The organism is Gryllotalpicola kribbensis (assembly GCF_039538245.1).
Classification (GTDB): domain Bacteria; phylum Actinomycetota; class Actinomycetes; order Actinomycetales; family Microbacteriaceae; genus Gryllotalpicola; species Gryllotalpicola kribbensis.
Genome location: NZ_BAABBX010000002.1, coordinates 49211 through 74340 on the forward strand (window position 1 = coordinate 49211; position 25130 = coordinate 74340).

24 protein-coding genes are annotated in these 25130 nt (G+C 71.5%); 6 read left to right on the forward strand and 18 right to left on the reverse strand.

Annotated elements, in window-relative coordinates; all coding sequences use genetic code 11:
• Position 1: 1 nt before the first annotated feature.
• Positions 2–451 (reverse strand): hypothetical protein, encoded by a 450-nt coding sequence (locus ABD716_RS01480; protein ID WP_344773055.1) that lies wholly within the window; start codon positions 449–451, stop codon positions 2–4.
• Positions 448–1212 (reverse strand): 4-hydroxy-tetrahydrodipicolinate reductase, encoded by a 765-nt coding sequence (gene dapB, locus ABD716_RS01485; protein ID WP_344773057.1) that lies wholly within the window; start codon positions 1210–1212, stop codon positions 448–450. The genes ABD716_RS01480 and dapB overlap by 4 nt, the downstream gene beginning before the upstream one ends.
• A gap of 25 nt (positions 1213–1237) precedes the next feature.
• Here dapB and ABD716_RS01490 point away from each other — a divergent pair, with 25 nt between their 5' ends.
• Positions 1238–1717: a GNAT family N-acetyltransferase gene (locus ABD716_RS01490; protein ID WP_344773059.1), complete on the forward strand. Its 480-nt coding sequence runs from the start codon at positions 1238–1240 to the stop codon at positions 1715–1717.
• A 4-nt stretch (positions 1718–1721) separates the two neighbouring features.
• Here the strand turns inward: ABD716_RS01490 and ABD716_RS01495 are convergent, their stop codons facing one another.
• Both ABD716_RS01495 and ABD716_RS01500 read right to left on the reverse strand, forming a co-directional pair.
• Positions 1722–2324 (reverse strand): histidine phosphatase family protein, encoded by a 603-nt coding sequence (locus ABD716_RS01495; RefSeq protein WP_344773061.1) that lies wholly within the window; start codon positions 2322–2324, stop codon positions 1722–1724.
• The gene (locus ABD716_RS01500) at positions 2321–3676 is read right to left on the reverse strand and encodes a M16 family metallopeptidase (RefSeq protein WP_344773063.1); all 1356 of its coding nucleotides are present in this window, start codon (positions 3674–3676) and stop codon (positions 2321–2323) included. Before ABD716_RS01500 ends, ABD716_RS01495 begins: the two co-directional genes overlap by 4 nt.
• A 208-nt stretch (positions 3677–3884) precedes the next feature.
• Here ABD716_RS01500 and ABD716_RS01505 point away from each other — a divergent pair, with 208 nt between their 5' ends.
• Entirely contained in the window at positions 3885–4499 is a 615-nt protein-coding gene (locus ABD716_RS01505) for a TetR/AcrR family transcriptional regulator (protein WP_344773065.1), read from the forward strand.
• Positions 4500–4563: 64 nt separating this feature from the next.
• On the opposite strand, the gene ABD716_RS01510 is transcribed toward ABD716_RS01505, so the two are convergent.
• From ABD716_RS01510 to ABD716_RS01525, 4 genes are all read right to left on the reverse strand, one after another.
• Complete coding sequence (locus ABD716_RS01510; protein WP_344773067.1) at positions 4564–5685, reverse strand: aldo/keto reductase; 1122 nt, start codon at positions 5683–5685, stop codon at positions 4564–4566.
• Between the two features lie 213 nt (positions 5686–5898).
• Positions 5899–8157, reverse strand: coding sequence for a polyribonucleotide nucleotidyltransferase (locus ABD716_RS01515; protein ID WP_344773069.1), 2259 nt, complete (start codon positions 8155–8157; stop codon positions 5899–5901).
• A gap of 232 nt (positions 8158–8389) precedes the next feature.
• Positions 8390–9166, reverse strand: coding sequence for a fructosamine kinase family protein (locus ABD716_RS01520; RefSeq protein WP_344773071.1), 777 nt, complete (start codon positions 9164–9166; stop codon positions 8390–8392).
• A 19-nt stretch (positions 9167–9185) separates the two neighbouring features.
• Positions 9186–10391, reverse strand: coding sequence for an MFS transporter (locus ABD716_RS01525; RefSeq protein ID WP_344773073.1), 1206 nt, complete (start codon positions 10389–10391; stop codon positions 9186–9188).
• Positions 10392–10481: 90 nt separating this feature from the next.
• On the opposite strand from ABD716_RS01525, the gene ABD716_RS01530 reads away from it, so the two are divergent.
• Positions 10482–11384, forward strand: coding sequence for a LysR family transcriptional regulator (locus ABD716_RS01530; RefSeq protein ID WP_344773075.1), 903 nt, complete (start codon positions 10482–10484; stop codon positions 11382–11384).
• Here the strand turns inward: ABD716_RS01530 and ABD716_RS01535 are convergent.
• The 3 genes from ABD716_RS01535 to rpsO all read right to left on the reverse strand — a co-directional run bounded on the left by ABD716_RS01535 (position 11366) and on the right by rpsO (position 12878).
• On the reverse strand, positions 11366–11863 hold the full coding sequence (locus ABD716_RS01535; protein ID WP_344773077.1) for a VanZ family protein: 498 nt from the start codon (positions 11861–11863) through the stop codon (positions 11366–11368). The two genes, ABD716_RS01530 and ABD716_RS01535, sit on opposite strands and share 19 nt — an antisense overlap.
• Positions 11863–12471 carry a hypothetical protein gene (locus ABD716_RS01540; RefSeq protein WP_344773079.1) on the reverse strand — a complete coding sequence of 203 codons (609 nt, stop codon included), beginning with the start codon at positions 12469–12471 and terminating at the stop codon, positions 11863–11865. Before ABD716_RS01540 ends, ABD716_RS01535 begins: the two co-directional genes overlap by 1 nt.
• 137 nt (positions 12472–12608) lie before the next feature.
• Positions 12609–12878, reverse strand: coding sequence for a 30S ribosomal protein S15 (gene rpsO / locus ABD716_RS01545; RefSeq protein WP_344773081.1), 270 nt, complete (start codon positions 12876–12878; stop codon positions 12609–12611).
• A 162-nt stretch (positions 12879–13040) separates the two neighbouring features.
• Here rpsO and ABD716_RS01550 point away from each other — a divergent pair, with 162 nt between their 5' ends.
• Both ABD716_RS01550 and ABD716_RS01555 read left to right on the forward strand, forming a co-directional pair.
• On the forward strand, positions 13041–15035 hold the full coding sequence (locus ABD716_RS01550) for an acyltransferase family protein (RefSeq protein ID WP_344773083.1): 1995 nt from the start codon (positions 13041–13043) through the stop codon (positions 15033–15035).
• Positions 15036–15044: 9 nt separating this feature from the next.
• Positions 15045–16391 (forward strand): MFS transporter, encoded by a 1347-nt coding sequence (locus tag ABD716_RS01555; RefSeq protein WP_344773085.1) that lies wholly within the window; start codon positions 15045–15047, stop codon positions 16389–16391.
• A 56-nt stretch (positions 16392–16447) separates the two neighbouring features.
• On the opposite strand, the gene ABD716_RS01560 is transcribed toward ABD716_RS01555, so the two are convergent.
• The 3 genes from ABD716_RS01560 to ABD716_RS01570 all read right to left on the reverse strand — a co-directional run bounded on the left by ABD716_RS01560 (position 16448) and on the right by ABD716_RS01570 (position 19571).
• Complete coding sequence (locus tag ABD716_RS01560) at positions 16448–16822, reverse strand: FKBP-type peptidyl-prolyl cis-trans isomerase (RefSeq protein ID WP_344773087.1); 375 nt, start codon at positions 16820–16822, stop codon at positions 16448–16450.
• A 186-nt stretch (positions 16823–17008) separates the two neighbouring features.
• Positions 17009–18181: a PrsW family intramembrane metalloprotease gene (locus tag ABD716_RS01565; RefSeq protein ID WP_344773089.1), complete on the reverse strand. Its 1173-nt coding sequence runs from the start codon at positions 18179–18181 to the stop codon at positions 17009–17011.
• Positions 18182–18188: 7 nt separating this feature from the next.
• The gene (locus ABD716_RS01570; protein WP_344773091.1) at positions 18189–19571 is read right to left on the reverse strand and encodes an FAD-binding oxidoreductase; all 1383 of its coding nucleotides are present in this window, start codon (positions 19569–19571) and stop codon (positions 18189–18191) included.
• A 51-nt stretch (positions 19572–19622) separates the two neighbouring features.
• Here ABD716_RS01570 and ABD716_RS01575 point away from each other — a divergent pair, with 51 nt between their 5' ends.
• On the forward strand, positions 19623–20417 hold the full coding sequence (locus ABD716_RS01575) for a glycosyltransferase family 2 protein (RefSeq protein ID WP_344773093.1): 795 nt from the start codon (positions 19623–19625) through the stop codon (positions 20415–20417).
• Here the strand turns inward: ABD716_RS01575 and ABD716_RS01580 are convergent.
• The 4 genes from ABD716_RS01580 to ABD716_RS01595 form a co-directional block, all read right to left on the reverse strand.
• Positions 20404–21309 carry an alpha/beta fold hydrolase gene (locus ABD716_RS01580; RefSeq protein ID WP_344773095.1) on the reverse strand — a complete coding sequence of 302 codons (906 nt, stop codon included), beginning with the start codon at positions 21307–21309 and terminating at the stop codon, positions 20404–20406. The two genes, ABD716_RS01575 and ABD716_RS01580, sit on opposite strands and share 14 nt — an antisense overlap.
• Positions 21306–22202 (reverse strand): alpha/beta fold hydrolase, encoded by an 897-nt coding sequence (locus ABD716_RS01585; RefSeq protein ID WP_344773097.1) that lies wholly within the window; start codon positions 22200–22202, stop codon positions 21306–21308. Before ABD716_RS01585 ends, ABD716_RS01580 begins: the two co-directional genes overlap by 4 nt.
• A gap of 93 nt (positions 22203–22295) precedes the next feature.
• Positions 22296–23690 (reverse strand): aspartate ammonia-lyase, encoded by a 1395-nt coding sequence (locus ABD716_RS01590; protein WP_344773099.1) that lies wholly within the window; start codon positions 23688–23690, stop codon positions 22296–22298.
• 19 nt (positions 23691–23709) lie between these two features.
• A complete protein-coding gene (locus tag ABD716_RS01595) occupies positions 23710–25128 on the reverse strand; it encodes an aldehyde dehydrogenase family protein (protein ID WP_344773101.1) in 1419 nt (472 codons plus the stop codon).
• Positions 25129–25130: the final 2 nt, after the last annotated feature.

Sequence of the window (25130 nt, forward strand, 5' to 3'; positions counted from 1 at the left end):
CCTACGGTTTCGCGGGAGCCGAGCGGGACAGTCTGATGGCTTCGCGCAGAGCCCACCGGGCCCGCCGGCGGTCGCCGGACGCGTCATAGGCGAGCCCCAGCCGGAACCACGCACGCCAGCTGCCCGGCTCGGCCTCCACCTCGGCCTTGTAACGCGGGAACTCCTCGTCGGCGACGGCGCGCACGGGACGGCCGGATGCCGTGACGGCACTCTCGACGGGAAGGCCGCCCTCTGCCGCGAGCAGCTTCACGAGCTTCTCGGTCTGGAATCCGAACCACAGCTCACGCCCGAGCGCCCAGATCGCGATCAGCGGGAACACGATTAGTGCACAGCCGGCGACGACGCCCAGCACGGTGCCCGCCTCGAAGAGCAGAACCGCGCGCTGCCCCGCGATCACGATGTAGAGCAGCAGCAGCAGCGCCATGAACAGCGCGGCGAGCCGATTCCTCATCGCTCGCCGGGGGCGATGCCGAGGTCGACCAGGGCGTCGAGGCCGACCGTCAGCCCGGTGCGCTCCGCCGCCGCCCGCAGCGCGAGCAGGATGCCCGCGGAGTACGCGCTCGCCCCGATGACGTTGTGGCTGATCACGAGGGTCTCACCCTCGGCGCCGAAGGTGACCTCCTGCCGGGCGGAGACGCCCGGCAGGCGCAGGCTGTGGATCGGCACGCTGCCCACCTGCTGACCGCGGGCGCGCTGGTCGATGTGCGGGGCGGAGACGGGGCCGAGATCGCCGCGCGCCGCCTGGATCAGCTCGGCCGTGCGCACAGCGGTTCCCGACGGGGAGTCGACCTTCCCGGCGCCGTGCGTCTCGACGATCTCGATCGCGTCGAAGAAGCGGCTCGCCGCCGCCGCGAAGGCGGTGCCCAGGGCGCTGCCGAGAGAGAAGTTCGGGATCACGACGACGCCCCGCTCGGGGTGCCGCGCGAGCAGCGTGGTGAGGCCCGCGAGCCGCTCGGCCGACCAGCCGGACGTGCCCACGACGACGTTGCGCCCGTGCGTGACCGCGTACTCGACCACGGTCGGGCTCACCTGGGGCAGTGTCACGTCGAGGACGACATCGCTCGCGGCATCCCCCGCGCCCAGCATCTCGGCGAGCTCGCTCGTCGAGCCGAGCCGCGCGACCACCTCGAAGCCGTCCGTGCGCTCGAGAAGAGCGGTCGCCGCCGAGCCCAGCTTGCCGGTCGCGCCGACCACGGCCACGCGGATCGTCATGTCGTCGAGTTTAGTGTTGGGTGCCATGCCCTTCGAATCCGTGCCCGTGACCGATGCGCGCGCCCAGGAGCTCCTTACGGAGTACTTCGAGTACCGCTCCGCAACCTTCCCCGTCGCCGACGGCTACGTCGTGAAGCTCCCCGACCCGGCCGTGTTCACTCCGCCGCTCGGCGAGTTCGTGCTGGCGCTCGACGACGACGGGCGGGCGATCGGCTGCGGCGGCATCCGCCGGCTCGCCGACGACGTGCTCGGCAGCCCCCGCGTCGTGTGGGAGGTGAAGCACCTGTGGGTGCGGGATGCCGGGCGGGGGCGCGGCACCGGGCGCGCCCTGCTCGCCGAGCTGGAACACCGCGCAGCGCGCAGCGGCGCCACGACGGTCGTGCTCGACACGAACGCGAGCCTCGTGGCCGCGAACCGGCTCTACACGTCGAGCGGCTACGTCTCGATCCCCGCGTACAACGACAACGGCAACGCGACGACGTGGTTCCGGAAGGACCTCGGCTGACCGCTCAGAACGGCAGCGGCTCGGGCAGACCCGTGCGCAACTCGGCGGGCAGGTGGCCGAGGTCGTTGAAGACGAGCAGCTCGGGCTTCTTCGCGGGGCGATGGCGGATGACCGTGAGCGACGCGTTCGCCGCGTTGAGCCCGAGCCACCGCCAGGTCGGCGCATCGAGCACCTCGCGCACGAACCATGCGATCACGAAGTTGTGGGTGATCAGAAGGTCGTGACGCTCGGCCCGGGAGGGCGACAGGAACTCGGCGACGGCGTCGTCCATCTGCGCGTGCCCCGCCTCGATCTGCGCTTCGCTGACGCCGTGGAAGAACGGTTCGAACGACTTCGGCGTGCCGGGCTCGGGGCCAGAGGGAATGCAGTCGAAGAGCAGGTTGGACGGCTCGGGCTCGATGGCGGGCAGTCGCTCAGCGAGGACTCGGGCCGTCTGCTCTCCGCGCGTCAGGGGCGAGTGGTAGGCGCCGGTGAACGGCACTCCCCCGAGGCGATCAGCCAGCATCCGGACCTGGCGAATGCCACGTGGCGACAGCGGGCCGTCCTGCATGCCGTGCTCGGCGTCCTGCTGCTCGCCGTGTCGGACGAGGTACAGATAATGCGTCATCGCAGCCCCACCCCCGCGAAGTCGTCGGCAGCCACATCACCGACCGCGGCGAGCGTCGGCGTTACGGCGGCGAATTCCGCCGCGAGAGCCTGAACGTCGGCGGCGCTGACCAGCGCGAGGCGGCGCAGGGTCTCGTCGAGATCGGCGAACTCGCCCATCGTGATCTCGGCGCGGCCGAGCCGGGTCATGCGCGTGTCGGAGTCCTCGAGCGCGAGCGCGCTGCCGCCCGAGAGCTGGCCGACGGCGCGGCGCAGCTCCTCGCCCGTGATGCCGTACTCGGCGATGCGCGCGAGCTCGTCGCGGGCGAGCTCAACGACCTGCGGCGCCTTGTGCGGGGCGCAGCCGGCGTAAACGCCGAACAGTCCGGCGTCGGCGAATCCCGCTGCGAACGAGTACACGGAGTAGGCGAGCCCGCGCTTCTCGCGGATCTCCTGGAAGAGCCGGCTCGACATGCCGCCGCCCAGCACCGAGTTGAGAACGGCGAGGGCCGTGCGCCGCTCGTCGGTCGCGACGAGCCCGGGCACGCCGAGGAACAGATTCACCTGCTCGACGGGGCGCTGGATCGTCACCACAGCCGGTCGGTACCCGAGTTCGGCGGGCGCCACCGGGCGGCGCGGAGCCGGTGCGGCCTCATCGGCGAAGCCGCCGCGGGCGAGCGCCGCCGTGACGTCGGCGACGAGACGGTCGTGGTCGACGGCGCCGGCGGCCGCGATCACCAGGTGCTCGGGGCGGTGCGTGGCGCGGTAGTGCTGCCAGACCCCGTCACGCGTGGCTGCGCGGATCGCCGCCGGATCGCCGCCGATCGGGCGGCCGAGCGGATGCCCCGACAGCACGGACCGGTAGAGCTGCTCACTCGCGGCGTCGGCCGGGTCGTCGTCGGCCATCGCCAGCTCTTCCAGGATGACCTGGCGCTCGTTGTCGAACTCGTCAGGATCGATCAGGCTCGACGTGATCATGTCGCCGATGACCTCGACCGCCATCGGCAGGTCCTTGTCCTGCACCTTGGCGTAGTAGCAGGTGTACTCCTTGCTCGTGGCGGCGTTGTGCTCACCGCCCACGGCATCGAACGAGACCGCGATCTCGAGGGTGGAGCGCGACGGCGTGCCCTTGAACAGCAGATGCTCGAGGAAGTGCGTCGAGCCGAAGCTCGCGCTGTGCGCGGCGTCGGCGCCGGTCTCGTCGCGTGAGCCGACTGTGACCCAGAAGCCCACCGTCGCGCTGCGGGCGCCCGGTACGCGCTCGCTGAGGACGCGGGCGCCGTTCGGCAGCACCGTGCGACGCACCAGCGCGTCACCGGATGCGGCGAACGCCAGCTCCGTCAGGTCGAGAGGAAGAGACACAGCGCCGTTCATCACCTGCCACTCTAGGGTGAGGCCGACGCACGCCGCACCGCGGCGGTCGGCCGTCGGACTTTGTGACACGCGGAGACGCGCTGTCCCCCGGAAAGAGGACTCTAGGCCGTTGGTCTAGATATACTGGCGCCCTGCACTTCCCCCGCGCACCCCGCTGGATCTCATGCGCGACCAGCACTTTTTACAGCCCGTCAGAAGGACTCGCTGCATGACTTCGACAGCCGTCGCCCCCCGGCCGCCCGCCCCGGCGAAGCTCAAGATCCTCGAGGTGGCCGATCGGCTGTTCTACACAGAGGGCATCCACACGGTCGGCGTCGATCGCATCATCAACGAGGCGCACGTCACCAAGGCCACGTTCTACAAGCACTACCGCTCGAAGGACCTGCTCATCGTCGCCTATGTCGAGGGCCGGCATCTGCGCGCCAAGCACCTCATCGACGAGGCGCGCGCGAGCCTCACCGACCCGGCCGATGTGCTGCGCGCCCTCGCGACGCTGATCGGGCAGATCGCCACGCGCCCGGGCTTCCACGGCTGCCCGTTCATCAACGCCGCCGCGCAGTTCGGCGACCCCGCCCACCCGGTGCGCCAGGCGGTCTCACGCCACCGCGCCTGGGAGCGCGCCCTCGTCACCGAACTCGTCACGGAGCTCGGCAACGCGTCACGCGAGGACGCCGTCGACGATCTGATCCTCTTCCGCGACGGCGCGCTCTCGGGCAGCAACGTCGGTGACCCCGAACGCGCCTATCGGGCGCTCGCCCGCGCGGTCGAGCGGATCATCGCCGAGCGCGACGCCGGTGCGGGCTCGCAGCGCCTGACGGCGTAGCACCGCCGCGGCGCTCGCGCCGTGACCGCGCCGGGTCATGCGACCCGCCTGCGCGGCCTGCTCGTCAGCGGCCGGCCTCGACGGCCCGGTCGAGCTCGAGCATCTGGGCGCGCGTGAGGCGGACCACGGCCGCATCCATCAACGTGTCGACCTGCTCGGGCCTGGTCACGCGCACGATCGGCGCGACCACACCGCGCTTGGCGAGCAGCCACGCCAGCTGCGAGGTGGCGGGAGCCACCCCCAGCTCACCGGAGACGCGGTCGAGTGCGAGACCGATGCGGTGCTCGCGGCCGCGCCCCGCGAACACGTCGGCCGCACGCTCCGGGGCGGGAGCAATGACCCGCGCGTTGACCGCCTGGGTCGCCTTCCCGCTACGCGCCCGGCCCGCGAGCACCTTCTGCGGCAGCGAGGGGCTCGCCAGCGCCGACGACACCCTGGTGGCATCGGGCAGAAGCGCGAGCTGCTGAGCCGCGGCGGCCATGCGCAACTCGGCCTCGTGGCTCGTGCGATCGGTGATGCTCCATTCGAGCCGCACGGCCGCAATGGGCGGCAGACCGCCGCCCGCGAGCACCCGCGCCTCGAGGAGCTCTGCGCCGGTCACGCCGCTGGCGCCGAGCCGGCCGACCGTGCCCGCCGTGATGAGCTCGCCGCCCGCGCTGAGCAGCTCACCTGCCGCGATGCCGAGGCCGGCCGCCTCACGGAAGTCGAGCATGAGCAGATCGACGCGGTCGCGCCCGAGCCGCGCCAGCGCCGCGTGGACGGCGCGCACCAGCCGGTGCGCGCCGCTGGCCCGGCCGCCGTCGCGCTGCAGGGACGGCGTGAGCATGGTGATGATCTTGTGCGGGCGGTTCGCCGCGAGCCAGCCGCCGACGAGCTCCTGGCTGCGCCCAGAGCCGTCGTCGTCGCCGACGTCGTAGAGGCTGCCGCCGCGTGTCACGAAGCGATGCAGGATGCGCGCGGCGGTCACCTCGTCGACCGTCGCGAGCCGGGCGGTGCCGAGCGTGAGGGGAAAGGCCGAGAGGTCGGTCTCGCCGATGAGCCGCTCGGCGATGATCGGCACGGGGCGCGTGGCCGCCGTGTCGTCTGCCTGGAACAGCGCGTCGGAGTCGGGCTCTGAACGCCCCGCCGCACCGCGCGAGGAATGGCCGAGGTGCTCTCGCGCGGCCACCGGCGAATAGTCGCTCACGCGCACCCCCTTCCCCTCTGGGAAGAGTGCCCCCGCACCGCCCCCATGCGATGAGGTTATGTCACGCCGCCGACATCGGGAGGGCGGAATCGCGCAACCGTTATGAAAAGTTCCCCAGCCGGACAGCGCAGTGTCGCAGCGCAGGGTGAGACGGCGGATGCCTGCCCCGAGAGTCTCGGGGCAGGCATCCGTTCGTCAGTGGATCGACGCGCCTTACTCGGCCGCGGCGGCCGCCTCTGCGGCCGGCGCCTCAGCCTCGGCCTCGGCGACCACCGGGGCGAGCGAGAGCTTGCCGCGGTCGTCGATCTTCGTGATCTCGACGAGGATCTTCTGACCGACGCCGAGCACGTCCTCGACGTTCTCGACGCGCTTGCCGCCGGCGAGCTTGCGCACCTCGGAGATGTGCAGCAGGCCGTCCTTGCCGGGCAGCAGCGAGATGAACGCGCCGAAGGTCGCGATCTTGACGACCGTGCCCAGGAACTGCTCGCCGACCTCGGGGTTGGTCGGGTTCGCGATCGCGTTGACCTGCGCACGCGCGGCCTCAGCGCTCGGCCCGTCGGTCGCGCCGATGTAGACGGTGCCGTCCTCTTCGATCGAGATCTCAGCGCCGGTCTCGTCCTGGATGGCGTTGATCGTCTTGCCCTTCGGGCCGATCAGCTCGCCGATCTTGTCGGTCGGGATCTGCACGCTGATGACGCGCGGAGCGGTCGGAGCCATCTCATCGGGGCCGTCGATCGCCTGGTTGATGACGCCCAGGATCGTGATGCGGGCGTCGTGCGCCTGCTGCAGGGCGCCGGCGAGGACCGACGACGGGATGCCGTCGAGCTTGGTGTCGAGCTGGATCGCGGTGACGAACTCGCTCGTGCCGGCGACCTTGAAGTCCATGTCGCCCAGCGCGTCCTCTGCGCCGAGGATGTCGGTGAGAGCGGCGTACTTCGTCTCGCCGTCGACCGTCTCGGAGATGAGGCCCATCGCGATGCCCGCGACCGGCGCCTTCAGCGGCACGCCCGCATTGAGCAGCGACAGCGTCGAGGCGCAGACCGAGCCCATCGAGGTCGAGCCGTTCGAGCCGAGCGCCTCGGAGACCTGACGGATCGCGTAGGGGAACTCCTCGCGCGACGGCAGCACCGGGACGAGCGCGCGCTCGGCCAGGAAGCCGTGGCCGATCTCGCGTCGCTTCGGGCTGCCCACGCGGCCGGTCTCGCCGGTCGAGTAGGGCGGGAAGTTGTAGTGGTGCAGGTAGCGCTTGCTCGTGACCGGGGTCAGCGAGTCGATCTGCTGCTCCATCTTCAGCATGTTCAGCGTGGTCACGCCCAGGATCTGGGTCTCGCCGCGCTGGAAGATGGCCGAGCCGTGCACGCGCGGGATGACCTGCACCTCGGCGTCCAGCGGGCGGATGTCGCGCAGGCCGCGGCCGTCGATGCGGACGCCCTCGGAGAGGACGCGCCCGCGCATGACCTTCTTCGAGACCGACTTGTAGGCGGCCGAGACCTCACCGAGGGCCGACTCGGGCAGCTCGCCCGCCTCGACCTTGGCGGCGATGCCCTCCTTGACGCGCGCCTTGAGAGCGTCGTCGGCGTTCTGGCGCTCGATCTTGTCGGCGATCTGGTAGACCGGGCCGAGCTCGGCGAGGGCCAGCGACTCGACGGCCGCATAGGTCTCGGCCGTGTAGGGCAGGAAGACCGGGTAGTCCTGGACCTCCTTGGCGGACTGCGTGGCGAGCTTCGCCTGCGCCTCCACCAGGGTGCGGATGAACGGCTTGGCGGCCTCGAGACCCTGCGCGACGACGTCCTCTGAGGGCTTGGTCGCGCCGGCCTTGATGAGGTCCCAGCTGTGCTCGGTGGCCTCGGCCTCGACCATCATGATCGCGACGTCGTCGTTGCCGGCGGCATCGGTCACGACACGGCCCGCCACGACGATGTCGAACACGGCGTTCTCAAGCTGCGAGTGCTTGGGGAAGGCGACCCACTGGTCGTCGATGAGCGCGAGGCGCACACCCGCGATCGGCCCGCTGAACGGCAGGCCGGAGATCTGGGTCGACGCGGAGGCCGCGCTGATCGCGAGCGCGTCGTAGAACTCGTCGGGCGCGATCGAGAGGACGGTGATGACGATCTGCACCTCGTTGCGCAGCCCGTCGACGAAGGAGGGGCGCAGGGGGCGGTCGATGAGACGGCAGACGAGGATCGCCTCGGTCGAGGGGCGGCCCTCGCGGCGGAAGAACGAGCCGGGGATCTTGCCCGCGGCGTACGAGCGCTCTTCGACGTCGACGGTCAGCGGGAAGAAGTCGAACTGGTCTTTGGGCTGCTTGCTGACGCTCGTGGCGGACAGCAGCATCGTCTCCTCGTCGAGGTAGGCGGCGACGGCGCCCTGCGCCTGCTGCGCGAGGCGGCCGGTCTCGAACCGGACGACGCGCTTGCCGAACTTGCCGTTGTCGAGCACGGCTTCGGCGAACTTGATTTCGGGACCTTCCATTGAGGTCGTACTCCTTTGAGTTTTCCGCGCCGCCGTGTTGCGGACGCGGGCGTACACGAGGAGCAGGGATCGGACAGGAGTGAGCGCGGGGCTGTGTTCCTCACACCCGTGCTGGCCACCAGTAGAAGAGCGCGGATGCCTCGCCAGCGCGCGAGATCTCCGAAATCCACCACCGAGGACCAGCTTCCTGTCGGCCTGCCCCTACACGCGGGATCCTATCAGGAGGGCCGAATCAGACGCCGGGAAGGGCGAGCACCGCGCGCGCCGCCGCGGCGAGCTCGACGCCGTAGCCGCGACCGTAGCCGGCCGCGTGCACCGCCAGCGGGTGCAGCTGGTGCACGGGAATCCGATCGCGCCAGCCCGCGCGCAGCGGGTGGACGGACTCGTAGCCCGCGACGATCTCGCCGAGGTGCGGCGCGCCGAACAGGGCGAGCATGGCGAGGTCGGTCTCGCGGTGGCCGCCGTGGGCGGCAGGGTCGATCAGCACTCCCCCGGCGTCGTCCCACAGCAGATTGCCGTTCCACAGATCGCCGTGGATGCGCGCGGGCGCCTCGTCGTCGTCGAACGCTCCGCTCGCCACCCGCTCGCAGGCCTCGCGGATGCCGCGGGCTTCGGCGGCCGTCACGCTGCCGGCTTCCTCGGCGAGGTCGAGGAACGGCCGGACACGCTCGCGTGCGTAGAAACCGCCCCAGCTCGACTCGCGCGCGTAGAGCTGCGGCCGCCGGCCGATGAACCCGGGGCCGTCCCATCCGCGCGGGGGCGCCCCGAAGGCATCCGCCCCCGCACCGTGCGTGCGCGCGAGCGCCGCGCCGAATGCGCGCGCCGCCTCCGGCGTGGCGCGCGCCGGTCGGATGCGCTCGAGCTCGATGCGCCCCGGGGAGACGGCGATGACGGCGGCGACGCGCGCGCCCCCTGTCGCCGTCGCCTCGGCCAGCCACCGCAGCCCGGCCGCCTCCGACTCGAAGAATCCGTCGGGGGCGGCCGGGTCCTGCTTGACGAGCGTGTCCATGCGCCCAGTCTCGCGCGCCTCAGCGGCGGCGCAGCAGAGGCACCGCGGCGAGCACCACGATGACGAGCACGGCGAGCGCGAAGACGACGAGCACCCGCGAGATCGGGAAGAAGGCGAGCGCGACACCCACCGCGATCACCGGAGCGCTGAGCCCGGCGTAGGCGGCGAGGAACATTCCGGCGAGCACCTCGCCGCGGTTGTCGGGGCGTGCGGATGCCGCGGCCACCCCGATCGACGAGGCGAAGACGAGCCCGACCCCTGCGCCCGCGACGATGCCGCCGACCAGCAGCAGGGCGAGCGACGGCGCGATCCCCACGACGGCGACGAGGGCGAGACCGACGACCATGAGCGCGATGCCGAGCTGCAGCTTGCGGCGGCCCTGAACGCGCGCGAACGCGAACTGCGAGGCTGCGCTCGCGCCCATGACGCCGAAGACGACGAGCCCGGCGATCAGGTGCCCGCCGAGGTGCAGCAGCCCGATCACGATGCTCGCGGTGAGCGCGGTGAAGAAGCCGAGCGCGCTGAAGGCGGCGGCCGCGCCGATCGCGGCGGCGACGAAGGTCGCGCGGGCCTCGGGCGGGACGCTGACCCGCTGCGGTGCGTAGCGGCGGCGCGAGCTCGCCACATCGACCGTCTCGGGAACGAAGATCGCGAGCACGACAGCGGCGACGAGCAGAACGAGGAAGACCACGAAGGGGGTGACGATCGGGGCAGGCAGGAACTGCGCGATCAGGCCGCCGAAGAGCGGCCCCAGCGCCAGGCCGCCCGTGTTGATGACCGTCGCTGCGGTCGCGGCCTTCGCGCGCTCCTCGTGGGGGTGCGAGACGGCGCGCAGCTCGGCGAGATAGGCCGTCGCCGTGGCGGTCAGCGTGCCGACGCCGACGCCGGAGACGAAGCGGGCCACGAGCAGGCCCGGCAGATCGTTCCACACGAGGAACAGCACGGCGGCCACCGCCTCGATCGCGACCGAGGCGATCAGCAGGCGCCGGCGCCCGAGCCAGTCGCTGACGTGCCCCGCGAGGTACAGCGCCACCATGACGCCGATGGCGTAGGCGGCGAAGACGAGTGTCACGACGAAGCCGCCGAAGCCGTCGCGCTGCTCGTAGATCGGGTACAGCGGCGTGGGCACCGTCGTGAAGGCCATGGAGAAGAGAAACGCTCCGGCGACGATCCAGAAGCCGGTGTGGTGCGCGGTGCGCGTGGCGGGCGCGGTCAGTGTGCTCATGCTCGCGACAACCATCGGGCAGAGCGCAGTATTCATCATCAGGAGCGAAGATTCTTGGACAGACAAATCGCCATCTTCGATAATGCAGCTATGGACGCCCGCCAACTCGAGATCTTCGCCGCCGTCGCCGAGGAGCGCAGCTTCACGCGGGCGGCCCGCCGCCTCTTCGCTGCGCAGTCGACGGTCTCCGCCGCGATCCGCGCCCTTGAGACCGAGCTGGGCGCGCCGCTCTTCGAGCGCTCGACGCGCTCCGTCGAGCCGACCGCGCTCGGCGAGGCCACGCTCGCCGACGCGCGCGCGGCGCTGGAGGCCATCGACCGGATCCGGAGCGCGGCGGCGCCGGGTGCGGCAGGGCTTCGCGGCCGCGTGCGCCTCGGGATGTTCTCGAGCCTGGAGTTCTTCGACCTCCCCGGCCTGCTCGGGCGCTTCCACCGCGAGAATCCGCTCGTCAACCTGCGACTGACGGTCTCGCCCACGGGCTCGACCGGCCTTCTCGACGATGTGCGCCGCGGGCGCCTCGATCTCGCCCTCGTCGGCATGCCGCCCAGCGAGCTGCAGGGCCTCGATGCCGTCCGGCTCGGCGAGACCGGCTTCGTCGCGGTGCTGCCGACGGCGCATCCGCTCGCCGACCGCCGCACGATCACGCTCGAAGCGCTCGCCGACGAGCGCTTCGTGGACACGCCGCCCGGCTTCGGCAACCGCGTCGTGGTCGACCGCGCGTTCGACGCCCTCGGCCGCCCACGGGCCGTGATCGCGGACGTGCCCGAGCTGCCGGCCGTGCCGCGCTACGTGGCGGAAGGGCTCGGGATCGCCGTCGTGCCGACCCTGACTCCCGTCGCCGTGCCCGGCGTCGTGGCGGTGCCGCTGCGCGGCGGCCCGACCTGGACGCTGTCCGTCATCGCCGCGCCCCGGCGGGGCGACGCCGCCGACGCTCTGCTCGCGCTGCTGACGACCCGGCGCGGCACCGTGACCCCTCAGACCACGTTGCGATAGCGCGACAGTTCTGCCTCGAGCTCGCGGATGCGGTGCCGATCGCGCTCGCGCCGATAGGCGGGGATCGTCACGATCAGAGCGACGACGACGCCGAGCACGCCGCCGATGCTGTTGGAGGCGAGATCGCGGACGTCGGACACGCGGCCCGGGATGTAGCGCTGCGCCGTCTCGATCGCGCCGGTCATCGCGACGCACAGCAGAACAGCCGCCCACCAGAAGCGGCGCCCGAGTAGCAGCACGAGGAACAGGCCGATCGGCGCGAACATGGCGACGTTCGCCGCGAACTCGACATGGTTGTAGGTGATCGCGTCTGCCACAGAGGGCCAGTGCTGGCGGGTGATCGTGCGCGCGGCCCGGATCGCGAGCACCACCCACTGCTGCCGCTGATTGTCGAGCGGCTGCGGCCCCAGCGTGACCCAGGCGACGACCGCGAGGTAGACGATCGTCAGCGGCGCGAGAATCGGGTGGCGGCGGAACATCAGGCGGCGACCCCCTGGCGGCCGGCGCGCAGCCCTTCGAGGCGCACATCGAGCGCGAACGAGCGCTCGGCGCCCGACACCACCGCGGGCACGACGGCGTAGCGCCCATGGGCGCCCAGCTCGTCGAGCTCGCTCTGCCACGCGACCTGGGCCTGGTCGCCCAGCCGGCCGACATGATGGAACCCGTCGTCGGAGAGCAGATAGACGGCGACGTCGCAGCGCAGATTCCACCAATTGCCGGCGCCCGGCACGAGCAGGGCGCGCAACTCGCCCGACGTGCGCGCGATCGCGGCGCCGATGCCGATCTGATGCCGGCGCACGTCGGCGACCGTGATCGGATGCCCCATGGCGGGCACCTCGACGAGGTCGAGCCCCTCGAGCGTGGCCAGGTGCCCCTCTGCCGTGAAGTTCGGCCCGCGCCGACGCGCCGAGACGACGACGCCGACCACGAGCGCTGCCGCGAACAGCACGGTGACGACGATGCCGGCGACGTAGGCGGCATCCGCGCCCATGTCGTGCAGCGAGCCGGTGACGAGCATGAGCAGCAGCAGGGCGACCCACGGCAGCGGCGCCCAGCGCAGGAAGGGCTTACGACGGGGCCGAGGCATCCTGCCAGGTTAGCGGCGCACGGCTGGGCGAGCGCCGCACGGCACGTGTGAGACCGGTGGCCGAGAGGAACGAGAAAGGCCGCCGCCCCAGAAGGGGCGGCGGCCTTTCGAAGCCATGAGAGGCGGTCGGTCGATGCTTATCGACGCAGACCCAGCCGCTCGATCAGCGCGCGGTAGCGCGCGATGTCGATCTCCTGCAGGTAGCTGAGGAGACGGCGGCGGTGACCGACGAGGATCAGCAGACCACGACGCGAGTGGTGGTCGTGCTTGTGCTCCTTGAGGTGCTCGGTCAGGTCCTTGATCCGCTTGGTGAGGATCGCGACCTGGACCTCAGGGGATCCGGTGTCACCGGGGTGGGTAGCGTACTCGTCGATGATCGCCTTCTTGGCCTCTGCATCAAGCGCCATGGATGGGATCCCCTTTCTCTCGCTGCGCGGTGCCCGGGGCGGGATGCCTGAGCTCTCTTTTTCCGCGGCCGTTGGACGGCAACCTTCACAGTCTAACAGAGTGCATGACCGCCTCTCGATGCGGCCGGCGGGTTCACGTTCGAGTCACCTCGCGTTGGCATGATGCCCGCCGTGCAGGCGATGCGGTGGGACATCCAGGGGCTTCGGGCCGTGGCGGTCACGGCTGTCGTCCTCGATCACGCGGCGATGCCCGGCGTCGGCGGCGGCTACGTCGGGGTGGACGTGTTCTTCGTCGTCTCGGGCTTCCTCATCACCGGCCAGCTGGTCCGTCGTCTCGACGAGACGGGTCGCGTCGGCTTCGCCGACTTCTACGCGCGCCGTGCCCGCCGCATCCTGCCCGCGTCGCTCGCCGTCCTCGCCCTCACGGCGCTCGGCGTCTTCCTGTTCGTGCCGCCCACCCTGCGCGCGCAGGCGATGGCGGATGCCGCCGCCGTGGCGCTCTATGCACCGAACTACGTCTTCGCCGCGCGCGGAACCGACTACCTCGCGAACACGACGCCCTCGGTGTTCCAGCACTACTGGTCGCTGGGTGTCGAGGAGCAGTTCTACCTGATCTGGCCGGCCCTGCTCGCCGCAGGCTGGCTTCTGCTGCGCCGCCGGCGGGGCGCGGTCGCCGGCGCGCTCGGCCTGTTCGCCGCGCTCTCGTTCGCCGCCGGGCTCGTGCTCACGCAGACGGATCAGCCCTGGGCGTTCTTCGCGCTCTGGCCGCGCGCGTGGGAGCTGGCCACGGGCGGCGTGCTGGCGCTCGCCGCTCCGGCGGTGAGGAGGGTGCTGCGACCGCGGGTCGCGACGCCGCTCGGCTGGGCAGGGCTCGGCGGGATCGTGTCGGCCTGCGCGCGGTATGGCGCCGACACGGCCTTCCCCGGCTCTGCGGCGCTGCTGCCCGTGCTCGCCACCGCCGCCGTGATCGCGGCGGGAGAGGTGCCGGCGCACGGCGGCGTCGGCTCGCTGCTGTCGCTGCGGCCCGTCGTGTTCGTCGGCACGATCTCGTACTCGCTGTATCTCGTGCACTGGCCGCTCGAACAGCTGCCGCAGGCCGCCGTCGGGTACGAGCGGCCGCTGCCGCTCGCCGTGACGCTCGCGCTCGCGGCGCTCGCGGTGCCGATCGCATGGCTGCTGCACCGGCTGGTCGAGCACCGCGTGCGGCATGCGGCCGTGCTCACCGCGGCGCGCCCGCGCCGCAGCCTGCTCGCGGCGCTCGCCGGCAGCGGGGTGCTCGCTGCGGCATCCGCCATCGCGGTGCTCGCTGCCGCCGACCCCGTCCTGCATTCCGGCCGCGACGTCGCAGAGCAGCCGCCCACCGTTCCCGTGCATGCGACGCCGTTCGTGCCCGCGAATCTCAAGCCGACGCTCGCCGCCGCGCCCGACGACAACCCGTCGCTGTATGCCGACGGCTGCGAACTCGACTTCTCGGCGTCGCGGCCGAAGCCGTGCTCCTTCGGCCCGGCCGGGGCGCCCACCGTCGTGCTCTGGGGCGACTCGGCCGCGGCACAGTGGGCACCCGGGCTGCAGAAGGCCGTCGAGTCATCCGGCGACCGCCTGGTCACACAGACCAAGAGCGGCTGCGCGTCGACGCTCGTCGTGCACGTGCGGGCGGGCGCGCCGTACCCGTCTTGCGACGCGTGGCGCGCGAACGTGCTCGCGCAGCTCACGGCGCACCCGCCCGCCGTGATCGTGCTCGCCGACTACGCGAACGAGGAGCTGCCGAAGGGCTCGAGCGCCGAGAAGGTATGGGCCGCGGGCCTCGAGGACACGATCGCCCGGCTCCCCGCGCAGTCGCGGGTGCTGCTGCTGGCCGACAGCCCGGACTTCGGCACCAGCCCCATCGACTGCCTCTCTCAGCACCTCGACGACGCGACGGCCTGCGCGCGGCCCGCCGCCGAGGCGCTGAGCTCGCCCGGCCGGGTCGCGGCGTTCCGCGCCGCCACGACGACGCGGGCCAGGCTCATCGATCTGACACCCTATTTCTGCGCCGACAGCTGCCCCGCCATCGTCGGCGACTCCCTCGTCTACCGCGATTCGCACCACCTCACAGCGAGTTACGCGCGCAAGCTCGCGGCGCCGCTCGCAGCACGGCTCGCGCCCTATCTGCCATAGCCTTGATCGGTGAGCGACCCGGACCATCCCGCCCCCGTCACCGCCGTCGAGAAGCCGCGCCGCTCACTGTTCGTCGACCTCACCCCGCTCAGGGAGAGCCCGCCGTTCGCACGGCTGTGGGGCGGAAATGCGATCGCCGGGATCGGCAGCCAGATCACCGTCGTCGCGGTCGGCCTGCAGATCTACGACCTCACCGGGTCGACGCTCGCGGTCTCGCTCGTCGCCCTGTTCGCGCTCGGGCCGATGGTCGTGTTCGGCCTGTACGGCGGGATGCTCGCGGACGTGTTCGATCGGCGCAGGGTGGCGCTGATCTCGGCGCTCGTCGCCTGGGCCTCCACGGGCGGCATCTGCGCGCTCGCCTGGGCCGGCTCGGAGGCGGTGTGGCCGCTGTACCTGCTCACGATGGCGAACACGGTCGGTGCCACCGTGTTCGCCTCGGCCGACACGGCGATCACTCCCCGCCTGCTGCGCACCGAACTGCTGCCCGCGGCATCCGCCCTGAACGGCATCTCCTCCGGCATCACGATCACGGTCGGCCCCGCGGTCGCCGGCGTCCTGGTCGCCGCGGTCGGCTATGGCCCGACGTTCTCGATCGACGTCGTGACGTTCACCTGCGCGTTCCTGGCCGTCGTGCTGCTGCCGCCGATCGTGCCGGAAGGCGGCGCCGAGCGCCCGGGACTGCGATCGCTCGTCGAGGGAGCGCGGTTCCTGCGGCGGGCGGCCAACATCCGCACCTCGTTCATCGCGGACATCATCGCCATGACCTTCGGCCAGCCCCGTGTGCTCTTCCCCGCCGCGGGTGCGGTGCTGATCGGCGGCGGGGCGGTGACGGTCGGTGTGCTGACCGCCGCCTACGCCGTCGGCGGTCTGCTCTCGAGCGTCTTCTCGGGGCCGCTCGGCCAGGTGAGGGCGCAGGGCCGTGCCGTCGGGCGGGCCATCACGGTCTACGGCTTCGCGATGCTCGCATTCGGGCTCGTCCTGCTCGTGCAGAGTCTCGAGGGGCACGGCCGGGTGTCGCAGCAGTGGAACGGCGTGCACCTTCCTGCGCTCGCCGCCGCCGCTGCCGCGCTGCTGGTGGCGGGCGGCGCCGACAACGTGAGCGCGATCTTCCGGGGCACGATCCTGCAGGCATCCGCCCCCGATGCGATGCGCGGCCGCATCCAGAGCGTGTTCATCGTCGTCGTGACGGCCGGCCCGCGCGTGGGCGACCTCTACATCGGCCTCATGAGCGTCATCGCGGTCGCCCTCTGGCCCGGGCCGGTGCTCGGCGGCATCCTCATCGTCGCCCTGATCTTCGTGCTGATGCGCACGCAGCGCTCGTTCCGGCACTACGACGCCGCGCACCCCGTGCCCTGAACGACGTGTGCCCGTTCCCAGACCGGGAACGGGCACACGCAGAGCTCGGGAACGGGCTACTTCACGCCGAGCAGGTCGATGACGAAGATCAGCGTCTGGCCGCCCAGCGGGTGACCGCTGCCGGCGGGGCCGTACGCGAGGTGCGGCGGGATGGTCAGCTTGCGGCGACCGCCGACCTTCATGCCCGGGATCCCTTCCTGCCAGCCGGCGATGAGGCCGCGCAGCGGGAACTGGATCGACTGGCCGCGGCTCCACGACGAGTCGAACTCCTCGCCGCTGTCGAAGCCCACGCCGACGTAGTGCACGTCGACCGTGGCACCGGGAACGGCCTCTGCGCCGCTGCCGACCTCGAGGTCGACGATCTCGAGCTCGGTGGGAGCGGGACCTTCGGGGGCCTCGATCTCGGGCTTGGTCTTTTCGGTATCTGCCATGTCGTCCATCAAAGCGGTTGCCCCGTCGCCGATGCAAAGCGATCAGCGGATGCCCAGCCGGTATTGCCTGTTCGCGGCCCGCGCGGGACAATGGGGGCAGGAACTCGCCGACGTCTCGCGTTGCAGGCACAGCCGCACCAGGGTCGGCGAGTTTTCATGTGCGGCGGGCGCCGCCCCGGCATCCCGTCACCCGGTGAGCACGCGCTGACGATCCTCGGTCACGGCACGCAGCAGCCGCACCTCGTCGCGCTGTGCACGCGCCCTGCCGTGATCGCTCTGGATGCGCTGGCGCGAGTAGGCGAGCTGCGTCGCATCGCGGATGAAGCGCCGCATCGCCCGCCGCGCTCGCGGGCCCCTCCCCTTGGCCCACAGCCTGGCCTGCCGGCGGCCCCCGCTCGTGCCGAGCAGATCGACCTCGGCGGGGGTGAACCAGCCGGCGCGTGCGTAGAGCGTCAGAGCCTGGTAGGTCAGCTGCGCGTCCCGGCGCCGCGCGAGCAGCACGAAGACGGCGACGAGCGCGAAGATGGGCAGCTCGACGATCAGGTAGAAGAAGAACGCGCCGTTCTCGTTCAGGGCCGAACCCAGGTTGAAGCCGGCGTGCAGCACGATGGCGAGCGCGAGACCGCCGAGGAACAGGGCGGCGGTGCGCCCCGCCCGCAGGCCGCCGCGGGCGGCGGTGCCGAGCGCGATTCCCGTGCAGGAGGTGAAGGTCAAGTGCGCGAACGGCGACAGCACGCCGCGCACATAGAAGGTGTATGCCAGGTCGCTGTCGCCGCCGTCGCGCAGCGCGAGGCCGAAGTACTGGATGTTCTCGACGAAGGCGAAGCCCGCCGCGATGGTCGCGGCGTAGACGACGCCGTCGACGGGCCCGTCGAAGGTGCGCCGCGCGATGAGGAAGATCAGCAGCACGCCGACGCCTTTCGCGACTTCTTCGACCACAGGCGACTGCACCGTGATCATGAAGAACTGCGTGCGGCTCACGCCGAGGTGATGGCTGTAGACGTTGAGCGTCTCGTCGACGATGAGCGCCGTCAGGATCGACACCCCCGCACCCCAGAGGAACGCGAAGACCCGGGCGACGAACGGCTCAGGCTCCCACCGGTCGACCCAGCGCACCACGGCGAGCACCGCGACGAGCGGCACCAGGGCGATCAGCCCGTTGAGCACGACACCGCCGACGCCGAGCACGCTCACCAGATACGAGACGACCCAGAGCACCGCCATCGCGCACACGGCGATGCCGATCGTGACGGCGGCGACCATCGGCGCGTTGCGCGGCCGCCTCGCGAGAGCGGGCATGACCGACGCGATCGGCCCCGTCGCCGAGGTCGGCGGCGCGTAGGGGTCGGCGGCGTTCATCGGAACCTCACTCGATGGTCTCGAACACCTTGCCGGGGTTGAGGATGCCCCGGGGGTCGAAGACGGCCTTCACTTGGCGCTGTAGAGCATACGAGTCGGGGCCGAGCTCGTCGATGAGGTGGTGGCGTTTGAGGATGCCGACGCCGTGCTCGCCCGTGAGGGTGCCGCCGAGCTCGAGCGCGGCGCGGAACATCGCGTCGGCCGCCGCGCGGACCTTCGGCGTGAGCACCCCGCCCTCGATGACGAAGTTCGGGTGCAGATTGCCGTCGCCCGCGTGCGCCACGGTCGGGATGCGCACGCCGTACTCGCGCGAGATCTCCGCGATCGCGTCGAAGGCGTCGGCGAGGCGCGAGCGCGGCACGGAGACGTCCTCGATGAGCACCTCGCCGCGAGCCGCGAGAGCCGGGTGGAAGGCGCGGCGGATGCCCAGCAGCTGCTCGCCCGTCGCGGCATCCGTCGACACGCGCGCCTGCCCGCCCGCCTGCTCGATCAGCTCGACGGCGCGCAGCACGGTGTCGGCGGCGGGCGACTGGTCGAACTGGACGAGAAGGAACCCGTCGCCGGCCGCCGGCCCCATCGCGTCGCGGATCACCGCGTCGCCCAGGTACTCGCGCACGGCGTCGAGCGCCTGGGCGTCGACCAGCTCCATGACCGCGGGGCGGAGCCGGGCGCCGACGACCGCGGTCGCGGCGGCGGCTGCCTGGCGCACCCGGGGGAAGAAGGCCCCGATCGTGACGACATCGCCGGCGGGCCGGGGCAGCACGCGCACGGTCGCCTCGACGACGACGCCGAGCGTGCCCTCGGAGCCGACGAACAGCGCCGTGAGGTCGTAGCCCGTGACACCCTTCACGGTGCGGTGGCCGGTCTCGATGAGGCGGCCGTCGGCGAGCACCACCTTGAGGGCCAGCACCGCCTCGCGCGTGACGCCGTACTTGGCGCACAGCAGGCCGCCCGCGTTCGTCGCGATGTTGCCGCCGATCGACGAGATCGCCTTGCTCGCCGGGTCGGGGGCGTACCAGAGCCCGAACGGGGCGAGGGCCGCATCGAGGTCGGCGTTGATGACCCCCGGCTCGACGACCGCGAGCTCGTTCGCCGGGTCGATCTCGAGGATGCGGTTCATCTTCGCGACCGAGAGGACGACGACTCCCGTGTCTCCCACGGCTCCCGCGGCCAGCCCGGTGCCCGTGCCGCGCGGGACGACGCCGACACGCGCGTCGTTCGCGAGCCGGAGGGTCGTCTGCACGTGCTCGATGCTTTCGGCCTCGACCAGCGCGAGAGGGGTGCCGGCGGCGAGGAATCCTGACTTGTCGGTACGCACGGCGTCGAGACGGGCGGGGTCTACGGTGACCGCCTCGCCCAGCTCGGCGGACAGTCGGGCGAGGAGATCCATGCCCCGATGCTATTGCCGACTTAACATGGAGGGTGGAGAGGAGATCATCGCGTGAGCACACTCACTGTCGTGATCCCCGCGCTCGACGACGCCGACATGCTGCGTCACGCGCTCGCCGCGTTGGCCGGGCAGACCCGGCCCGTCGACGAGGTCATCGTGGTCGACAACGGCAGCACGGATGCCACCGCAGAGGTGGCTCGCCAGGGCGGCGCTCGGGTCCTGTTCCAACCGCGCCGCGGCATCATGTCGGCCTCGGCGACGGGCTATGACGCCGCCACGACCGACTTGATCGCGCGCATCGACGCGGATTCCCGGCCGCCGGCCGATTGGGCGGAGCGCGTCGTCGCGGAGTTCGAGGCGTCCCCGAGCATCGGCGTGCTCACGGGGCCGGGCGCCTTCTACGGCCCGCATGCCTGGGCGAACTGGCTCGGCGAGCACCTCTACATCCCCGCGTACTTCCACATCGTGGGGCCGTGGCTCGGCGGCCCGCCGATCTTCGGGTCGAACTTCGTGATGAGGTCGTCGGTGTGGGCGCAGGTCAGCGACCTCGTGCACCGCGACGACCCCCGCATCCACGACGACCTCGACCTGTCCCTGCATCTGCCGCCCGATGTCGTCGTGCGCTACGACGAGAGCCTGCGCGTCGGGGTGTCGGCGCGCCCGCTCGAGAGCTGGCGCGGCATCGGGCGCCGCCTCGCCTGGGCCTACCACACCTTCGCGGAGCACTGGCCCGAGGCGTCGCCGTGGGCGCGGCGCGCGGTGCGACGCGACTGGACGGCGGAGCGCGCAGCGGGCAGGGAGCAGCCGAGTGAGCCGGAGGGAAGCGGCGAGCTCAGCGCGCGCTGAGCTTCTCGCTGGTGCGGAACAGCTGCACCATGTCGAGCGCGAGCTGGTGCGGGGTCGTCTCACAGGGGCTGTGCCCGGTGGCGTAGACCGCGACCGAGGCGCCGATGCGACCCGCGAAGCGCCGGTAGAGCTTGGCCCGCCACAGATCGTGCTCGCCGGCGACCACGAGCTTCGGGATCGCGGACTCGCGCAGCGGCCGGTACAGGTTGGGGGTCTTCATCATGAGGCCGACGATGCCGTCGACGCTCTCGCGCCGGGTGTGGTCGAGGCGCGCGTTCGCGAACGCGAGCCGTTCCGGGGTCACCTTGCTGAAGTTGGTGCGGACGTTCCAGATCATCACCCCGCCGAAGAAGTGCTTGGTGAAGAACGGCAGCCGGGCGATCCAGCCGACCGAGCGGATGCCGCCGAAGACCTGGCCCGCGAGGGGCGGGGTCGCGAGCAGGGTCAGCGTGCGCACCAGCTCGGGGCGCTGCACGGTCACGATCTGAGCGACGATTCCGGCGAACGAGAAGCCGAGCAGGTGGGCGGGCGTGCTGCCAGCCTCGAGGAACGCGATCATGTCGTCGACGAACAGCTCGTAGCTCCAGCCGTCGGCGCCCGCGGGGCCCGCGTCGGCGGACTCGTACTGGCCGGGCAGGTCATAGCTCTGCACGAAGTAGCCCTCGCTCGCGAGGATCGGCGCGAGCAGCGCGAAGTCCTCTTTCGAGCCGGTGATACCGGGAACCATGACGACCCGCTCGCCCTCGGGGTCGCCGAGGTCCCACGCGGCGAGCGAGCCGCTGGGCGCCGCGAAGCGGTACGCACGCGTCCCCTCGGGTGCGACGGACCAGTCGATCGAGGGCAGCGCCTCGTCGAGCCCGTAGGCGGACTCGGCGGTCGTGGGAAGGCTCATGCGAGTTGCTCCGCGCGTCGGAAGGTCGCGACCATGTCCAGCGCAAGTTGGTTGGGGGTCGTCTCGCACGGGCTGTGACCCGTGCGGTAGACAGCGAGTTCGGCTCCGATCCTATCGGCGTACTCAGCGTGCAGCCGGACCGACCACAGGTCGTGCTGGCCCGTGGCGACGAGCAGGGGCACCCCGGCCGTGGCGACCGCAGCCGTGACATCCGGTGTGTTCATCATGAGCGCGATGATGTCGTCGACGCTCTCGCGGCGCGTGACGGCCAGGCGTGCGCGCACGAACTCGAGCCGACGCTCGTCGACGCCGTTCTTGTTGGTCTGGATGCCCCAGATCATCAGCCCCGCGCCGACGTGCGGCGATGCGAACCGTGCGAACGGCCCGACGATCTTGACGCCGCGGAAGACGTTGCCGGTGAGGGGCGGGCTGGTGAGCAGGGTGAGGCTGCGGAACAGCTCGGGGCGGCCGGCGAGCGCGAGCTGCGCGAGGATGCCGGCGAAGGAGTACCCGAGCACGTGAGCCGGCTCGCCCGCCTCGAGGAACGCGATGAAGTCGGCGAGGTAGAGCGGGTAGTCCCACCGGCCGGTGCGCGTCGAGGGGCCGGCGCCCGCGGACTCGTACTGGCCGGCGAGGTCGTAGGACTGCACGAAGTAGCCGGCTTCGACGAGCGGCGGGGCGAGCAGGACGAAGTCCTCTTTGGAGCCGGTCGCGCCGGGAACGAGCACGACGCGGGGGTTGGCGGGGTCGCCGATGGACCACGCCGCGAGGGTGCCGCTGGGCGCCTCGAAGCGGAAGGCCGTCGCGCGCGGGTCGGGCTGCGACCAGTCGATGGGCTGCAGCAGGGCATCGAGTCGCGCGGCGTGCCCGCGGGTCTCGACGGCCGTTTCCATAGCTGACATTCTGCTCTTCCACACGGATCCCACTCATCACCGTGCCGACGTGCGTCAACCGCGCCCGCATGCGCCGCATTCCCGCGGCCGCTCTCACTCCCCCGCAGACGCCCCCGAGAGCCGCTCGGGCGCGAGCTCGATCTCGACCTGCTCGCGCGTCATGAGCCCCGACTCGACCACGAGGTCGGCGATGCTGCGCCCCGTCAGCAGGGCGGTCTTCGCGAGCGCGGCGGATGCCTGATAGCCGATGAACGGCGTGAGCGCGGTGACCACGCTGACACTCGAGCCGACCATCGCCGCGAGCCGCTGCTCGTTCGCGGTGATGCCGTCGACGCAGTTGACGCGGAGCGTGAGGAACGCCTGCCGCATCCAGGTGATCGACTGCAGCAGCGAATGCGCGATGACAGGCTCGAAGGCGTTCAGCTGCAGCTGCCCCGCCTCGACCGCCATCGTGACGGTCGTGTCGGCGCCGACGACCGAGAACGCGACCTGGTTCACCGCCTCGGGGATGACGGGGTTCACCTTCCCCGGCATGATGCTCGACCCCGCCTGCTTCGGCGGCAGGCTGATCTCGCCGAGCCCGGCCTGCGGCCCCGACGACAGCAGCCGCAGGTCGTTGCAGATCTTCGACAGCTTCACCGCGGCGCGCTTGAGGGCCGATGAGAAGGTCATGAACACCCCGGTGTCGCTCGTGGCCTCGATGAGGTCGGTCGCGGTCACCAGGTCGAGTCCGGCGATCTCGGACAGGTGCCGCCGCACCGCCGCCGCATAGCGCGGGTCGGCGTTGATGCCCGTGCCGATCGCGGTGGCGCCGAGGTTGATCTCGGACAGCAGCGGCAGCGTGTCGGTGATGCGGTCGATGTCTTCGGACATCGTGGTCGCCCAGCCGTGGAACTCCTGCCCGAGCGTGAGCGGCACGGCATCCTGCAACTGCGTGCGGCCGATCTTGAGCACGTGCGCGAACTCGCCGCCCTTCGCCGCGAACGCGTCGCGCAGTGCGCGCATCTCGCCGAGCATGCTCGAGAGGGAGAAGATCATCGCGATCTTGATCGCCGTCGGGTACACGTCGTTGGTCGACTGGCTGCGGTTGACGTCGTCGAGCGGGCTGAGGAATCCGTAGTCGCCCTTGGCGTGGCCGCCCAGCTCGAGCGCGCGGTTCGCGATGACCTCGTTGGCGTTCATGTTGGTCGACGTGCCGGCACCGCCCTGGATCACGCCCACGATGAACTGGTCGTGCAGCCGCCCGCCGATCACCTCGGCGCACGCCGCGTCGATCAGCGCGGCCTTCTCGGGTGAGAGCACCCCGAGCTCGAGGTTCGCGCGCGCCGCCGCCTGCTTGACCGAGGCGAGCGCGACGACGAGCTCGGGATAGACCGAGATCGGCCGCTTGCTGATGGGGAAGTTGTCGACGGCGCGGGCGGTGTGGATGCCCCAGTACGCCTCGTCGGGAATCTGACGCTCGCCGAGCGAGTCGGTCTCGGTGCGCACGACACCTGCCCTTTCCTGCTCAGCTGAGCTTGCCGAGCACTCTGCGGATCAGTCTCTCGCGAGCGGGGGTGTACGGCGGTGCGATCAGCTGGATCGTGTCGGGCTTGAGCGGCTTGCTGAGCACCGCCTTCTCGTGGCTGAAGGTCACCAGCGACCTGCGGCCGTGGTAGGCGCCTGCGCCGCTCGCCCCGACGCCGCCGAAGGGCAGCCCGTGCACGCCGATGTGGCCGAGCGGGATGCCGAAGCCGAGCGCCCCCGACGAGGTCTCGGTCAGGAAGCGGCGCCGCGTGCGCGCGTCTTCGCTGAAGACGTAGAGCGCGAGCGGCTTGTCGTGGGCGTTGATGAAGCGGATGGCGTCGCTCGGCCCGTCGACGGTCACGAACGGAAGGATCGGGCCGAAGATCTCCTGCTGCATGACGGGCGCGTCCCGGGCGACGCCCGCCAGCACGGTCGGGGCGATGTAGCGCTCGGCGGCGTCGGTCTCGCCGCCGCTGACCAGCTCACCCGCGCCGAGCAGCCCCGAGAGCCGCTCGAAGTGCCGGTCGTTGATCACACGCCCGAAGTCAGGGCTCTGCTTCGGATCGTCGCCGAAATACCGCGCGATCCACGTGGCGATGAGGGGGCCGAGTCTCTGCTGCACGGCCTCGGTCGCGAGCACGTAGTCGGGGGCGATGCAGGTCTGGCCGGCGTTCAGGAAGCGGCCCCAGACGATGCGCGCCGCCGCGGCATCCAGGTCGACCGTGTCGTCGACGTACGTGGGCGACTTGCCGCCCAGCTCGAGCGTGACGGGCGTGAGGTTCTTGGCCGCCGCCTCGAGCACGATGCGGCCGACCGCGCCGTTGCCCGTGTAGAAGATGTGGTCGAGCCGCTGCGCGAGGAGCTCGGTGGTCTGGGGCACGCCGCCCTCGACCACGGCAACCGCGGTCTGGTCGAGGTAGCGGGGCACGAGCTCGCCGAGCACCCGGGCCGTCGCCGGAGCGAGCTCGCTCGGCTTGAGCACGACCGCGTTGCCGGCCGCGAGCGCGCCGATCGCCGGGGCCAGGGTGAGCTGGACCGGGTAGTTCCAGGGGGCGATCACCGCGACGACGCCGAGCGGCTCCAGCACCGTGCGCGCCGTGGCGGGCAGCAGCGCGGCGGGCGCCGGCACCCGGCTCGGGCGCAGCCAGCGCCGCAGGTGCTTCCGCACCGCCGCGACCTCGGCGAGGGTGAAGCCGATCTCGGAGTACTGCGCCTCGGCCGGCGCCTTGTGCAGGTCGCTCCACAGCGCCTGCTCGAGCGCGGGCCCGTTCTCGCGCAGCAGGGCGGCGAGCGCATCGAGTTGCGCAAGCCGCCAGCGCAGCGGCTTGGTGCGGCCTTCCTCGTAGCTCGCGCGCAGTCGCGCGATCGTGTCGGCGACGGATTCCTGTGCCGCCCCCTCCCCCGCAGGAGTGCTCGTCATGC